Origin of the sequence: Dehalobacter sp. 12DCB1 (assembly GCF_004343605.1) — a bacterium.
In the GTDB taxonomy this organism is placed as follows: domain Bacteria; phylum Bacillota; class Desulfitobacteriia; order Desulfitobacteriales; family Syntrophobotulaceae; genus Dehalobacter.
This window is the reverse complement of record NZ_POSF01000002.1, coordinates 205,867-221,821: the sequence shown is the minus strand read 5'-3', so window position 1 is coordinate 221,821 and position 15,955 is coordinate 205,867. Positions and strand designations below refer to the sequence as shown.

Here is a 15,955-nt window from a genome sequence, read left to right as displayed (position 1 = left end):
TCGTTAACAGCGCTTATATTACATTGACTTGATCTTTCGATTCAGCAGATACGAATCAACCATGGCAACTCGCTCATTCACGGGCTTCAAACGGAATAACAGACGTAGAATTTCTTTAGCCAGCTTATTCGAATTATGCCGGACAACTTCCCCTCCGGTGTAGAAACTGCCTTCAAAGTAACGAACACCCAGTTTTTCGATCTCGGCGGCATCACCGTCCACTATCTCAGCTCCCTCTGCCTGATAGCGTTCCCTGACTTGCTGAGATATATTTTCCCTGGCGGCCATCACCGCATCAACCAGATCCTTCCCGCCATGCTCGATAATCACCTTCAAATGGTCGGCAACCGTATAATGATCAGTCTCTCCAGGTTCTGTCATAATGTTGCAGACATAAATGCACGGAGCCTTGGCCGAAGCAATCTTGTCCCGAAGTCCTTTCACCAATAGATTCGGAATGATACTGGTATAAAGACTTCCCGGCCCAAGAATAATCAAGTCAGCATCTTCAATCGCCGCTAAAGCTCCGGGCAAGGGCTGACAGTCCTGGGGCATAATCTTGAGTACTTTGATCTTTCCAGGCGTCGTCCGAATGGCTGTCTCGCCGTTAATGAATCTACCGTCTTCAAAATAAGCATTCAGGGTGATTTGAGAAAGCGTTGACGGATATACTTCCCCGCGCAAGGCGAATACTTTGCCAATTTGCTCGATGCCTTTCTGAAAATCGCCGAATCTTCCGGCCAGACCTGCAAGAAACAAATTCCCGAGGCTGTGTCCGGCCAGCGTCCCGGTATCAAAGCGGTAGGAAAAAAGGTCTTCCATGATATCTTCTTTTTCAGCCAGAGCAACTAGACAGTTACGGATATCTCCGGGCGGCAGAATCCCAAGCTCTCGGCGCAGACGCCCCGAGCTTCCGCCATCGTCCCCAACGGTAACGATAGCCGTCAGATTACTGGTATACTCTTTTAACCCTTTCAGTAACGCCGACAACCCGGTTCCTCCGCCAATAACGACAATTTTAGGTCCTCGCTTCAATTGACGGCGGGAATAGATCACATCGAGGATTCTTTCTTCATTTTCCGGAAGCAGCACAGAAATGATCGAGCTGATCATTTTTTTAAACGCAATAAAAACGATAGCCATACCTGCCAGGCAGGCAACGGCCCCCGCCGGACCCACCATTACGGTATCTTTGCCGGCCAGCTGATAGATGATCTCCCGAAACTGCACTTCAATAAATCCGAGGGTTTCCCCGGAGCTGATGACCGAAAGCCCGCCGGCGACAAGAAATAAACCGAGGATTGCCAACAGAAAGTATCTTTTTACACCTAAATTTGGATAGAACCATTTGCACATTTCCAAATATTTTTTCGGAAGTTCCATCTCGTCAAACCATTCCTATTCTTTGATATCTCTGTGGTTTACAACGCAAGAGTAATTGCTCATCCGCAGGAACTCGGCAGTTTTCTCCGCAATTGCGACGGAACGATGCTGTCCTCCTGTACATCCTATGCCAATAACCAGGTGACTTTTACCTTCCTTGAGATATAACGGCAAAATAAATTCCAGCATATGAAAAAACCTGCCGATAAAATCAGCCGTGGTAGGATTCAGCAAAACATAATCCCTGACCGCCTTATCTTTGCCACTCAGGGGTTTAAGTTCCTTTAAATAATACGGATTAGGCAGAAAACGAACATCAATGATTGTATCAGCATCCAACGGTATCCCAAATTTAAACCCAAAAGAAACAACCGATACAGACATCCTGGCCGGATCGTATTCCTTTCCAAACAGATTCCTGATTTTTTCCTTCATCTGGGTGGCTGTCAGATCCGAACTATCAATGATCTTGCTTGCATTCCCGCGTAAATCGGCAAGATATCGCCGCTCTTTGTGAATGCCTTCCAGCACATTTCCCTTCGGAGATACGGGATGCCTTCTTCTTGATTCTTTATAACGGTTGACCAGGATATCGTCCGAAGCCTCCAGGAATAAAATTTCATATTGATATCCCGCCTCTTGCAGATCCTCGAGCGCCTGGTTTAAAGAAGAAAAAAAATCTCCGCCGCGTAAGTCACAGACAATAGCAGCTTTGTCTATTTTTCCTTGGGATTGGGCACACAAGTCAACGAACTTTTCAATAAGGCTCGGCGGAAGATTGTCTACGCAAAAAAATCCAAGGTCTTCCATACTTTGCAGGGCTTGCGTTTTCCCGGCCCCGGATAAACCCGTAATAATTACCAGTTTCAATGCTTCTCTTTTCATAGCCTTTTCCCCCACCTGAATGGTTCCTTTCCTGATTATTTCGTTTGCTTGCCAATATCCGTCGCATTTTGCTGAATACGAGCGAGTTCACTTTCCATATTGGCCCCTCCGGCAATATTCTGCCAACTGGAATTTAGGAGGTCCAAATACTTCCAGTCGTTCACCGACCCTTCCAAATACCAGGCAGACCGCAAAGACAAAGCAACCTCTGACTGAAAATGCTTCGCCGCCGATTCGTAATACGCACTGTTGACAGGCAGCTTGCCGCCGGCTTGAAACATCGCCTCTTCCGCCGCCGGCTTTAGCAGTTCCTCTTCAACCAGCCGAATGGCGCTTTCCATAGCAGGAATGGTCTTTATGGATGAATTGGCGATTCCGATCGTACGATCCAGTAAAACCTGTCCCTTGGCTCCCAGCAAAGAATAGAAAGACAGACAGTCCCAGTTTCCACCTATGTTCGTCAGTTTGGTACTGTCACTGGCCCAGGTCAGTAGGTAACCGGTCTCCCCCCCGGCAAACCGGGCTAAGGCCGCACTGTCCAAAAGCACTTGGTTTTGCTGGCGAAGCGCTGCAAAATTGTTGATAAAAGCCAAATTTTTCTGCGAATTCAAGGCTGGAATACCGTTGGCGCTTAACGTTCCTCCCTCAGCCCTCCACCACGGACTGAGCAGGGACGCATTCAAATCCGGAACTGCGATGACGGAATGTTTCTCCCAGATTTCCGCCAGACTTGCCGCGGGCGCCGGCACTTTATCTTTGCGGTAGTAGAGCAGTGGTACATCCGTAAGCCAGGGTGCTGCAAATGCTTGTTTATTATACGTAAAAACCGCTCTCGCCGCAGGATAGGCTGAGTCAATATCCGCCAAAACAGGCGAGACCGCTCCTTTTTTATAGAGCGCATCGAGGATCTGCCTTCTAGCAATCACAATTTCCGGCCCTTCTGCTCCGGCCTGGTAATTCCAGACCTGCTGGACAATATCTGTCTCAGCAATTTTTTCACCTTTAACCGATACTTCGGGATATTCCTTATTGATTCTGATAAACTGCGCAAGTAAAGCCTGTTCTTCTTTGCCGTCCAGCGAATACCAGACAGAGATTACCGCGGGGGCGTCTCCGCCAGGCTTCCCCGGAGAGGATCCCTTGGAACAAGCTGTTAAAGCCGTTAAGCTCAATATAATTATCATAATACACAGAAGTGCTTTCAGCCTTTTTTTCATTTAGAGCGACTTCCTCTCCTCATACCTGATACAATATCACTAAAATATTTAAAACCATTATGCTAGGGCAAGTCTGTGGGCCACTACACCGCTTCTCGGCTGTTGCACCATCCATTACGGAGACTAACCCGAGCAAGTATTGGTTTATTTTCTTCTTATTCTAATCCGTCCGCTGGAAAGTTACAAATACTACTTTCTGAGACTGTTTTTGTCGTTTTCTATATACTTTTAGGAGCTTCAGCTTTAAAATACTGGGTCGGCTTTCGACTGTAGTAGAACAAATACCAGCCGCCTCTTCCCGGGGAATGTTCTGTAGTCCCTGTTGGAATATCCCGCTCAAAATACTCAATAGCTGTAGCTCTGGTCCACTGCCTTTTATCCATGCCCTCAGACTCAGGAATCCGGTTCCGCCAAACCGGGTCCTTTCTTATCTCTTCTTTCCAACCTTTATCCTGGACAGTCTCTTCTGCTCTCTGTAGAAAATCAGGGATTTGCCCAGGACGTTCGGCGACGAAATAATCAAAACGCAGTGCTTCGCGCCAAAGCTGTATATCTGCAGCATCAAGGTCATCCGGCTGGGCAATCAAAAATTCCCAGATATTCTCGAACAACGCCCTGGAACTCCATTCTCTTTGGAACCAGCCTTGGCTGTGCCAGTATCTGGCCAGCGAATCAAAGAAGTCAAATGGACTTGGCCGCTTTACCAAAATAGCTTCAAGCGAAAACCTAAACTTTCCGGAATTATAGTACCTTTCCAGCATTTCCTCTATCCTGACAAGGTCCAATACCTGTTCATGGCTCAAATCCCGGGTTTTTAAAATCGTATAGGGAGGGTCCGGACAATATACCAGGCCATAACCGGCGCTTTTCTCCCGGATGCCCGAACCTTTTAAAACTTTGAGGAAACCAAGCTGAAGATGATCTGGTCTGAGGTCAATCACTTCATCAAACGATCGGCGGAACTCTGTCCAGCCTTCATATGGCAGACCGGCGATAAGATCGAGATGAACCGGTATACCGCAGTCGTGCTGCAAAAAACGGACCTTCTCCTTCCAATCCTTAAACTTCTGCGCCCTACGAATCGCTTTTAAAGCAGGCGGATGCGTGGACTGCACCCCAATCTCCAATTGGATCATTCCTGCGGGATAATCTTTTAAGTACCGCAGCCATTCTTCATCCAGCAATTCCCCGGCCATCTCGCAATGGGCCCGTGGGATATCCCCGGTCCATCCGTGTGTTCTTTCCTGTCCGGAATTCTCATACTGCTGTTCGGCTTCCTCTCTGAATATATCAAGGACCTGGAACCCATGGGTTTTGGACGCGTTGAACGTCCGATCCACGAACTTTACCGTCCGCGCTCCGCCAGCGAAAAGCTGCCGCAAAACCGGGCGCAAACGTTCCGGCGCCAGGAACCTGACACCCTTGAAAGTCGAAGAAATACAAAATGCACAGTTATACGGACAGCCCCTGCTTGTCTCGATATAAACAAGCTTTCCCCGGAAATCTTCTTGTTCCGCATAGGGGTTTGGAAGCAGATTCAGATCCGGCGTATTCGGCCGGGCCTTACCTTCCCGGTTCGGGAGACAGGCCGTCCCTCTTTGCTGTTTCCGGACAACACCGTGAATATCCGACGGCGGATTCCCTTCGGCCCATTCTTGGAGCAGCAAAGGCAGAATACCTTCGGCCTCTCCGGCTACGACCGCATCAAGCTCAGGCACTTCTGTCAAAATGCCATCACAATCAAAAGATACTTCCGGCCCTCCAGCCAGGATAAAAGCATCCGGCAGGACAGGCCGCAGCCTGCGTACCAAAGACTTAACGAAAGTAATATTCCAGATATAGCAGGAGAAACCAAGGACATCCGGTTTCTCTGCAAATATTTCTCCTGCGATTTTATCCGGATGTTCATTTATGGAGAATTCGCGGATACAGACTTCCCATTCAGCGTTTTCCTGCGCTTTTAGGACTTCCCTCAGACAGCGAATGGCTAAATTCGTATGTACGTACCTGGCATTGATACCGACGAGCAGGATTTTCACCGCAATACTCCTTCATCTGAATGTTTGTGCTGATTCTTAGAGAACGAATTTCTCAAAAACTTTAGCTACCCCGTCTTCCACATTCGAAGCCGTAATATCGTCTGCAATTTCTTTCAGTTCCCGATGGGCATTGCCCATGGCCACACCAATACCGGCAAACATCAGCATTTCCCGGTCATTGATATTGTCCCCGATCGCAATAATTTCTTCCGGTAAAATGCCGTAATCCGCAGCTAACGCCCTGAGCGCACTGCCTTTATTAACTTTAATGTCCATCATATCCAGAAAAAATGGTTTGGAACGTGTAAAATGAAGCCTGTCTGCATAGATCCGACGCAGGTCTGCCGTTGCAGCCTGAAGATAAGCCTCATCGGAAATACACAATATTTTCTCTGCCCCTTCCGGCTCTTGGCGCAGGATTTGCAGCACATCCTCTTCCTGGATCTTTATTCCGGTCATTTCCTCATAGGCCCTGGAATACTGGTTCCTCTTATCTGTAAAGACTTCATCTTTGATGAACACCTGCGTATAGACTCCTTTAGCTTGAAGCTGCTGCATAATCCCCGCTGCCAATCCTGACGGGATCACTTGATGGTAAATGATTTCCCCGCTCAGGCAATGTTCGATCAAGGCCCCATTGCAGGTGATAATCGGCACATCCAGACCAAGCTGTCCGGCATATTTTCTGGCTGATACGGCCATCCTTCCTGTCGCAAGTGTAACCATTACGCCTTTGGCCACTGCCCGACGGATCGCCTCCATGTTTCCTTCGGAAATATGCCAGTCATTATCAAGCAGTGTTTCATCCAAATCTATGGCAACAAGCCGGATCAATTGACTTCACTCCCTTGAACAGATTTCACTGATAACAGATTGCACTGAACAATTGATATTATTATACCATAGAACGACAAGGCCGCGATTTTCCATTTCAGGCAGGATTCACGGATACCCGTGTCTAACAGACCGGAATTAAGGTTGACATCATCCCTGTAAAAAAACTATAGTAGGATCATACAGAAACTGTTTTTCTGGATCTAACGAAACCGTTTGCATGAGGTAACCTGATGACTGGCTGGCTATTGGGGACGAAGTTAATCATCATTTTATACAGTATTTTTTGCTATATACTGACAGGGATGGCCAATCTGCCCCTGGTGCTGTTGCTGCTGCTTATTTATGTAATCACAAGTATGCTTCAAATCATTTTCCCAAGGAAATCCCTCAAAAAATTTTTGACTCTTTTGATTGGCGTTTTTCTGATTCTATCTATCGTCTATGCTTCTGAACTCTTTATTTTTCTTTTACCACTAAACCTTCTGGACTTATTTCACCAATACGGGAAGAATCCGTTATTTGCACTGATTCCGGCAACAATCCCTCTTTTCCTGCTCACCGGGGATATGCTCCCCGGATACCTGCTGATCGTTCTCCTGAGCACCTTAATCTATATGCTGTCCCTTAAATCCTCGCTGCGCATTGCCAGCCTGACCATGGACAACGATCATCTGAGGGGAAAAAATCATTCGCTTTACGGCCGTTTGCGTACCGGCTCCGAATATGAAACCCAGGTTAAGTATTTGACCCAGCTGGAAGAAAGGAATGCACTCGCGCAGAATATTCACGATAAAATTGGGCATGTCCTTGCCGGAAGCCTGTTTCAGCTCGAAGCTGCCCGCCTGGTGATTGAGAAGGACCAGAACAGATCGCAGGAGATCATTGCCAATGTCATCCATGTTCTGAAAGAAGGCATGGAGGATATCCGCTCCACACTCAGGACCATTAAACCGGCTCCGGAACAGCTAGGCATTAATCGTTTGAAAGTGATCCTAGATGAGGTTGCTTATAACAGCCAAATAAAAACGCATTTGAACTATCGGGGTGATCTGAACTGCATTACGCATGCTCAATGGCGGATCATCCTGGAAAATGTCCGGGAAGCATTGACGAATACGCTGAAATATTCATCCGCTGACAAAGTGAAAATAAACCTCGAGATCATGCATAAACTCATTAAGGTTGAAATAAAAGATAATGGCGTCGGCGCCGTAGCCATCAAAAAAGGATTGGGGCTGAAAGGGATGGAGGAAAGAACGGAAGTCAACGGAGGCAAACTGATTTTGGACGGTTCTAGTGGTTTCTCCGTCATTACCTTGCTCCCCGTGAAAGGAGCGGAAAATGCCAATTAAGGTACTGATTGCCGATGATGATATGCTGATCCGGGAAGGGCTTAAAATCATTCTCCAAAACGATGAACGTTTTGAAGTGTGCGCCTGTGCAGAAAATGGCCTGCAAGCCATCCAATCTTGCCAATCCCAGGAGGTTGATATTGCCCTGCTGGATGTCAGGATGCCGGTCATGGACGGCCTGCAGGCATCCAGGGAAATATCAGAAAAAACGACCGTTAAGCCACTGATCCTGACCACTTTTGACGACGACGACTTTATCCTGACAGCTGTAAAAAACGGTTCGAGAGGGTATTTATTGAAAAACAGTTCTCCTGACCGGATTATGGATGCTATCAAGATGGTATATGACGGCGGCATTGTAATGCAGGACAGTGTAATGGAAAAAATCCGGGAGGAACTGGTTACAAGTCCTAAAGTCAAGATTGCTGAAGACCTTTTCTCCGAAAGGGAAATGGATATCATCAAACTGATTGCCAAAGGACTGGCTAACCGGGAGATTGCGAGAATGCTTTTTGTTTCCGAAGGCACTGTCAAGAATTATATCACCTCCATCCTGAATAAGACCGGTCTTGAACACCGGACCCAGATTGCGATCTACTACTTGACGGGCGTCAGGCAATAAAGCATCTTCACAAAGAATTCCAGGATGATAACAAGCCCTTGGCCAAAAATATGACTTTTGTCATACAGAATGGGTGACCTTTTCTACTAACGAAAGGCACCTTTTTTTATTAGGATATAAGAAGGCAAAGAATAAGTAATAAGCAAATGTTACTTTGCACCAGCCGATTTTCATTATGATATATGATGAAACTAAAGAACAGACCAGAGAATGGAAGGAGCGATTTTGTATGAACATTCTGGTGATGGAGAATGTCACAAAAAAATTTGGTGATGTCATTGCTGTGGATAATATGAATGTCAGCATTGCAGAAGGAGAAATATTCGGGCTTTTGGGACCGAATGGCGCAGGTAAAAGTACTGCTATTAATATGATCATGGGCTTATTGTCCATTGATAAAGGGACCATCTCTATCTTAAACAAAGATACGCAAAGAAATAAAACATTTTCTAAGAAAAATACAGGCATTGTTCCACAGGATATTGCGATCTATGAAGACCTGACTGCACTGGAGAATGTCAAATTTTTTGCAGGCCTCTACGGTCTGCGGGGAACCGAGTTGAATGAAGCGGCACTGGAGGCACTCGAATTTACCGGATTAAGCGATAAAGCCAAAAGTTATCCCAAAAGCTTTTCCGGGGGCATGAAGAGACGGCTAAATATTGCCTGTGCAATTGCCCATAAACCGAAATTGATGATCATGGATGAGCCTACCGTAGGTATTGATCCGCAATCTCGTAATCATATCCTACAATCGGTTAAGAAATTGAATCAGATGGGATGTACAATGATTTATACCAGCCATTACATGGAAGAGGTCGAAGAAATCTGTTCCAAGATCGCAATCATGGATCACGGCAAAGTGATCGCCCTGGGCAGTAAAGAAGAGTTGAAAGCGCTGTTAACCGACGCCAATGTCGTCTGGATTACTATTAGCGACGCCATCTCCAAAGCCGATGAAAACAAAATCAGAGAAATCCCCGGAGTTCTCCAAATGGACATTGAAGAAAACACGATAAAAATAAGTACAGCCAAAGAGGTTCATAACCTCGACAAAATTATTGGTTACTTTACCGAAAATAAGTTCTCCATTAAAAGTGTTGAGAGCCGAACACCCGACCTGGAAACCGTGTTTCTGTCTCTGACCGGCCGTAGTTTAAGGGATTAGGTGACTGCTATGAGAATGATTTATATTATTTTCAAAGAATTTAAACAGAATATCCGGGATTTTAAAGCGAATATCATGATGGTCCTTTTCCCGATTGTCTTAATTGCGATTCTGGGTACAGCCTTTTCCGGCGTCTTTGCCAACGATATCAAATTAAATAATATTCACGTTCTGTATGCTGTCCAAAAAGATTCGGAACTTGCCGACGGTTTTCAGTCTTTTCGAAATTCATTGCAAGAACAGATGGAAATCACCTTTACCGAAACAACAAATATAGAGGAAGGTCTAAACAGTATAAAAAATGCCCAGTATTCCTGTTTCGTTCTGTTGACCGATGATCCTCAGGAAATTCGTGTCTATAAAAATGCGCGCTTTAGTTTCGAAGCTAATCTCGTAGAATCTTCCCTTGAAATTTTTGCAGCCAGATATGATGCCCTTAAGCTGATTGCCCAAACAAACCCTTCTGCTTTGGCAGGCATTATGGCTAGTCCGGCAGAAGATTACATCCAATCCGAGTCTCTGGACAAAAAAAGAGAACCTAGTTCCCTGGATTACTACGCCGTAACCATGCTGACACTCTTTTTACTGTACGCTTCGCTGACCGGATTCTGGTCCGTCAAAAATGAACAAAATTTAAAAACTGGCAACCGGATACTCTGCAGTCCTGTTACCAAAATCGAATTACTTGCAGGCAAAACGCTTGGCGGGCTTCTTGTAACCCTCATTCAGACAGCGGTCGTACTATTGTTCAGTTCGGTAGTTTTTAAGGTATACTGGGGAACAAACCTGCTATCGGTCGCGTTGGTCATTCTCTCCGAAGCTGTCCTCGCCGTCAGTCTGGGGACAGGGATTGCTTACCTGATTCGTAATGACGGCACTGGAGCTGCGTGTTTAAATATTCTAATTCCAATCATCGCTTTTTTTGGCGGAGGATATGTTCCGTTATCCTCACTCCAGGGACCACTTGCTGCAATTACGGCGCTGTCACCGCTGAAGTGGACGAATGAGGCCATTTTCAGATTGATCTATAACCAGGACTATCTAACGATGCTTCCAGCTATTTTGATCAACCTGGCTATTGCTGCGGCATTCCTGATGATCTCAGCATACCTGTCCAGAAAGGAGGCGGTCTGAATGAGAAACATTCTATTTTTAGTCAAAAACACCTTAAGAGTTACCTTTAGAAAAAAAGGCAATTATATTGTCTATCTGCTTCTGCCGCTACTTGGCATTGTCTTTTCCCTGGGAATCTACAGCGGCGCCAAATCACAACCTGTCCAAATTGGCGTGATTGATCAAGACCAAACCGCACTTTCAAGTTACCTCGTACAGAAAACTGCTAAAGCGGGAAACTATACGCTTAACCCCGTTCGAGAAGCAGAGATAAAAAACCGCCTATTCGATCAGACCCTGGCTGCAGCCGTCATCATCCCTGCCGGATATGAAAAAAGCATTATTGCCGGCTCTCCGGCGGCAATTGAAATTATTTCGTTAAAAGGAAAAGATATAACCGCCTGGCTGGAGCAGTCCTTCAATCTGCAAACCCAGAATCTGAAAGACCTGGCTGCCGCTTCCAATGGCGACCATAAGGCCTTCTGGGAGCTGTTTCAGAAATACAGCGGTAATCCGCTCCAAGTATCAGCCATTGAACTTCAGGATGAGAGTGTCAGCAAGGGTATTACCCTGACAAGCCTCGGCTTCCTGCTGATGTTCGTGATGCTCGGTGCAGGGCTGACTTCCCATGCTATCTTAAATGAAAAGCGATCCCGTACCTATCACAGAATCTGTGCAAGTCCCGTCTCAACCAAGGAATATCTGAGCGCCAATTCTTTAAGCAGCCTAATTATCGTTACCGCTCAAACACTCTTCATCATCCTGGCTTTACAAACCCTGTTCCGGATTGAGACCTATGTTCCCGCACCTCTTCTTTTCCTGATCCTGCTGCTGTTCGGCCTTGTTTCTATCGGAATCGGACTCATTACAACTGCGTTTTCAAGTTCGTCCTACATGGCAGGCACGCTTTCTACACTAATCATGACGCCAACCTGCATGCTGGGAGGATGTTTCTGGCCGGTGAGCCTGATGCCGGAAACCATGCAAAAAATTGCCCACTTTATGCCGCAATGGTGGGCGCTGGATGCGATCCAAAAAATACAAGACGGTGGAAATATGACGGAAATCCTAATGAATATTGCCATCTTGATTGCTTTCACTGCGGCTTTCTTTCTGATTGCCGTCTACCGGTTTGCCCGGGAAAGCAATGTCCAAAAATTCGTGTAACCTTTTTGTCATGTGCTACCAAAAGTTTGGTTTTACCTTAAGCTAACTTGAATACTTCCATACTAAAAAACTGCTTTCCTTCACCAACGTTCAGAAAGCAGTTTTTAATTTGTAAAGACATGTTCTTACATTTGCTTCAAAAGCTTATCCAGCTCTCCGTTCATAAAGTTATAATTATGACCGTCTTCTGGATACTGTTCCCCAACTACATCATTCTTGTAGCTTTCCAAAGCATCCAAAATGATGGAATTCAGGTTTACATACTTCTTGACAAATTTGGGGGTGAAAGCGTCAAAGAACCCCAGCGCATCGTGGACGATCATCAGCTGTCCATGAACATACGGACCTGCTCCGATCCCAATAACCGGGATATTTGCTCTTTCCGCAACAATTTTGCCGACTTCAGGCGGTATAGCTTCCAGCAGCAGCAGACTGATACCAGCTTCCTCAAGAATCCGAGCATCTTCAATAATCTTTAAGGCACCTGCACAATCACGGCCCTGGGATTTGAATCCGCCTAACTGAGCCATCGATTGCGGGGTTAAGCCGAGATGTCCCATCACAGGAATGGTCGCTTTGACCATAGCTTCGACAGTATCCGCCATATTGGATCCGCCCTCCAGCTTGACCGCATCGCAGCCAGCCTCTGCCATAAAACGGCTTGCATTGCGAATAGCTTCTTTTTTGCTGATCTGATAGGTCATGTAAGGCATATCGCCGACTAAGTATGCCGTGGGTGCACCTTTACGGACTGCCTTGGCATGTGTGACCATCGTATCCAGGTCCATGCCCAGGGTCGTTTCTTCTCCTAGAACGGTCATCGCCATAGAATCTCCGACAAGTATAATATCGATACCAGCCTTCTCTTCGAGAAGCGCCATTGGATAGTCATAGCACGTAAGCATGGTAATTTTTTCACTTAAATTCACTTTGTTCTGTAACGCATTGATGTTGACTTTCGACCGCATTTTCTCTTTCCCTCCAAAAAATATAAGAACAATTCCTTAAAATCATTTACCATATAATATATACTATTCGCCTTCAATTGTCTACCCCTTGCCGACACTTTTCCACAAGGGGAGTACACCAATTAATGACAATGTCGAAAAATCAAAAAAGCTGACATCGTATAAAACGACACCAGCTTGTAAAAATCAATGAATTTAACCCATTGTCCTAAATTCCCAGATGTTTTCCTAAAAACTGTCCTGTATACGAGGCCGGAACCGCGGCAATTTCCTCTGGCGTACCGACTGCCACAATCTCGCCTCCCCGGCTGCCGCCTTCGGGACCGAGGTCGATGATATAATCGGCGGTTTTAATCACGTCCAGATTATGCTCAATGATCAAAACGGAATCGCCCGCCTCAACGAGGCGCTGCAGAACCTTCAATAGCTTATCCACATCGGCGACGTGCAGGCCGGTCGTCGGTTCATCCAGAATATACAGCGTTTTCCCCGTACTGCGGCGGCTGAGCTCCGTAGCCAACTTAACACGCTGGGCCTCTCCCCCGGAAAGGGTCGTAGCCGGTTGCCCAAGCTTGATGTAGCCTAAGCCAACATCCTGCAGCGTCTGCAGCTTCCGAGCAATCCGAGGTACAGCCCCGAAAAATTCGACCGCTTCAGCAACCGTCATGTCGAGGATCTCCGCAATATTTTTCCCTTTAAAGCTTACCTCCAGGGTCTCCCGGTTGTAACGTTGCCCGCGGCATACCTCACACGGGACATAGACATCCGGAAGAAAATGCATTTCAATTTTTATGATTCCGTCTCCCCGGCACGCCTCACAGCGTCCGCCTTTGACATTGAAGCTGAACCGGCCTTGTTTATAGCCTCTGATTTTCGCTTCCGGCGTCTGGGAAAAGAGGTCCCGGATAAAATCAAATAGTCCGGTGTACGTGGCCGGATTGGATCGCGGTGTACGCCCGATCGGAGACTGGTCAATGTCAATAACCTTGTCGACATACTCCAGCCCTTTGAGCTCCTGGTAAACCCCGGGACGGACTTTGCTGCTAATTTTGAGTTCCATCTGAAGCCCTTTGAATAATATTTCGTTGACCAGCGTGCTTTTGCCCGATCCGGACACGCCTGTTACACAAGTCATCACACCCAATGGAAATTTGGCATGAAGCTGTTTCAGGTTGTTCTGGGCTGCACCAACTACTTCAAGCCATTTTCCGTTCGGCCGGCGCCGTTCAGCCGGGACTTCAATCTTTTTACGACCGGTCTGATACTGCCCGGTAATCGAAGCTTCACACGCCTTAATCGCTTCCAGATCTCCCTGCGCCACAATATGCCCGCCATGAGCTCCGGCACCAGGGCCGATATCAATGATATGGTCGGCCTCCAAGAGCGTATCCTCATCATGTTCCACGACCAAAAGCGTGTTCCCCAAGTCCCGCAGTTTTTTCAACGTATCCAGCAGTTTAGCGTTATCGCGCTGGTGCAGACCGATGCTTGGCTCATCCAACACATACAGCACGCCGGTGAGACTCGATCCAATCTGCGTGGCCAGACGGATCCTCTGGGCTTCCCCGCCTGAAAGAGTCCCGGCGGCACGATCCAGCGTCAGGTAGTCCAGCCCGACATTAACCAGAAAACCAAGCCTTTCCCTGATCTCTTTTAAAACCTGGCGCGCAATCATCTGTTCCTTTTCACTTAGAACAATCTTTTTAAAAAAGTCCAGGGACTCCATCACGGTAAGCCGGGTCAGCTCATAGATGGATAAACGATTAATCTTTACAGCCAGCGCTTCCGGTTTCAGCCTCTTGCCCTGACAAGCCGGGCAAGGCCGTTCTGTCATCAGACCTTCTATTTCATTCCGGACATAGTCCGAGGTCGATTCCTTATATCGGCGGTTAAAATACGGAACCAGTCCTTCAAAAGGCGCTTTCCAATATTTTAATTCATCAAAGACATTGTAGTAACTGAATTTTATCGGTGAATCAGAGCCATAGACCAGGGCCTGCCACTGCTCCGGTGTCAGATCTTTCACCGGGCAATCCAGACTGAACTCGAATTTTTCGGCTAGCCCCTGCAGCAGGGCAGGATAATAGCTCGAACTCGATTTCGCCCACGGCACGATTGCACCTTCATTGATCGACTTGCTGCGGTCGGAGATAATCAGATCAATATCTGCTTCCAGATTCGCCCCGAGTCCGGTACACGACGGACAGGCCCCGAATGGGCTGTTGAAAGAAAACAGTCTTGGAGCAATCTCGTCGATTGCGATTCCGCAGTCCGGGCACGCAAAATTTTCGCTGAACAGAATCTCTTCCTGACCCGCGATGTCAACCAGAACCGTGCCTTCGGCGAGCTTCAGCGCAGTCTCGATTGAGTCGGCAAGCCGGGCGGTGCTGTCGGGCTTCAGGGAGATTCTATCGACAACCACATCAATGGAGTGCTTTTTGTTTTTTTCAAGAAGTATTTCCTCACTGAGATCTCTGATTTCTCCGTCCACCCTCACCCGGACGTAGCCGCTTTTTCTGACCTGTTCGAGTGTCCGGACGTGCTCTCCTTTTTTTCCTTTGATCACCGGTGCTAGAATCTGCAGACGGGTTTTCTCCGGATAGCTCAGTAATTGATCTACCATCTGCTGGACGGTCTGTTGGCTGATCTCTTTACCGCAGTTCGGACAATGCGGATGACCGACCCTCGCATAAAGCAGTCTGAGATAATCATAGATTTCCGTTACCGTTCCTACGGTTGATCGCGGATTGCGGCTGGTCGTCTTCTGATCAATGGAGATTGCGGGTGATAGCCCTTCAATATAATCGACATCCGGTTTGTCCATCTGCCCCAGAAACTGGCGGGCATAAGCTGAAAGAGATTCAACATAACGTCTTTGCCCTTCAGCGTAAATGGTGTCAAAAGCCAGAGATGATTTTCCTGAGCCGGACAGGCCGGTAATCACGACGAGCTTGTCCCGCGGAATATCGACATCAACGTTTTTGAGGTTATGAACACGGGCGCCCCTAACCTTGATATAATCCTGGGTCATACATTTCCTCCATATAGCTTCTAAAGATAATATGGCAATGTTTTTACTTGATTCTGTTGCTTAACTCTTCTACTTGAATTCTAATGCTCAATTCTCTTCTTTTTCAACATGATTCTTTACTAATAGCCACGATCTTATCTTACACCAAAAAACAGAAAAAGGGAACATTTGTT

General features: G+C 46.8%; 12 protein-coding genes. 5 read left to right on the top strand and 7 right to left on the bottom strand.

The window, feature by feature from the left end; all coding sequences use genetic code 11:
* Positions 1-18 precede the first annotated feature (18 nt).
* The 5 genes from C1I38_RS01690 to C1I38_RS01670 all read right to left on the bottom strand — a co-directional run bounded on the left by C1I38_RS01690 (position 19) and on the right by C1I38_RS01670 (position 6,358).
* Positions 19-1,383: a gluconeogenesis factor YvcK family protein gene (locus C1I38_RS01690; RefSeq protein WP_119775581.1), complete on the bottom strand. Its 1,365-nt coding sequence runs from the start codon at positions 1,381-1,383 to the stop codon at positions 19-21.
* A 15-nt stretch (positions 1,384-1,398) separates the two neighbouring features.
* Positions 1,399-2,268, bottom strand: a complete 870-nt coding sequence (gene rapZ / locus C1I38_RS01685; protein WP_119775579.1) for an RNase adapter RapZ — start codon at positions 2,266-2,268, stop codon at positions 1,399-1,401.
* Between the two features lie 35 nt (positions 2,269-2,303).
* Complete coding sequence (locus C1I38_RS01680) at positions 2,304-3,485, bottom strand: ABC transporter substrate-binding protein (protein ID WP_119775577.1); 1,182 nt, start codon at positions 3,483-3,485, stop codon at positions 2,304-2,306.
* A gap of 218 nt (positions 3,486-3,703) precedes the next feature.
* Complete coding sequence (locus tag C1I38_RS01675; RefSeq protein ID WP_119775576.1) at positions 3,704-5,524, bottom strand: B12-binding domain-containing radical SAM protein; 1,821 nt, start codon at positions 5,522-5,524, stop codon at positions 3,704-3,706.
* Positions 5,525-5,560: 36 nt separating this feature from the next.
* Positions 5,561-6,358 (bottom strand): Cof-type HAD-IIB family hydrolase, encoded by a 798-nt coding sequence (locus C1I38_RS01670; RefSeq protein ID WP_119775574.1) that lies wholly within the window; start codon positions 6,356-6,358, stop codon positions 5,561-5,563.
* 233 nt (positions 6,359-6,591) lie between these two features.
* Between C1I38_RS01670 and C1I38_RS01665 the strand changes: the two genes are divergently transcribed.
* From C1I38_RS01665 to C1I38_RS01645, 5 genes are all read left to right on the top strand, one after another.
* Positions 6,592-7,713, top strand: coding sequence for a histidine kinase (locus C1I38_RS01665; protein WP_119775572.1), 1,122 nt, complete (start codon positions 6,592-6,594; stop codon positions 7,711-7,713).
* A complete protein-coding gene (locus C1I38_RS01660; protein WP_119775571.1) occupies positions 7,703-8,335 on the top strand; it encodes a response regulator transcription factor in 633 nt (210 codons plus the stop codon). Before C1I38_RS01665 ends, C1I38_RS01660 begins: the two co-directional genes overlap by 11 nt.
* Before the next feature lie 229 nt (positions 8,336-8,564).
* Positions 8,565-9,503: an ABC transporter ATP-binding protein gene (locus tag C1I38_RS01655; protein WP_119775569.1), complete on the top strand. Its 939-nt coding sequence runs from the start codon at positions 8,565-8,567 to the stop codon at positions 9,501-9,503.
* Positions 9,504-9,512: 9 nt separating this feature from the next.
* On the top strand, positions 9,513-10,637 hold the full coding sequence (locus C1I38_RS01650; RefSeq protein ID WP_119775567.1) for an ABC transporter permease: 1,125 nt from the start codon (positions 9,513-9,515) through the stop codon (positions 10,635-10,637).
* Positions 10,638-11,783: an ABC transporter permease gene (locus C1I38_RS01645; protein ID WP_119775565.1), complete on the top strand. Its 1,146-nt coding sequence runs from the start codon at positions 10,638-10,640 to the stop codon at positions 11,781-11,783.
* Between the two features lie 125 nt (positions 11,784-11,908).
* On the opposite strand, the gene panB is transcribed toward C1I38_RS01645, so the two are convergent.
* Complete coding sequence (gene panB, locus C1I38_RS01640) at positions 11,909-12,751, bottom strand: 3-methyl-2-oxobutanoate hydroxymethyltransferase (protein WP_119775563.1); 843 nt, start codon at positions 12,749-12,751, stop codon at positions 11,909-11,911.
* A gap of 208 nt (positions 12,752-12,959) precedes the next feature.
* On the bottom strand, positions 12,960-15,782 hold the full coding sequence (uvrA, locus tag C1I38_RS01635; protein WP_119775561.1) for an excinuclease ABC subunit UvrA: 2,823 nt from the start codon (positions 15,780-15,782) through the stop codon (positions 12,960-12,962).
* Between the last annotated feature and the right edge of the window lie 173 nt (positions 15,783-15,955).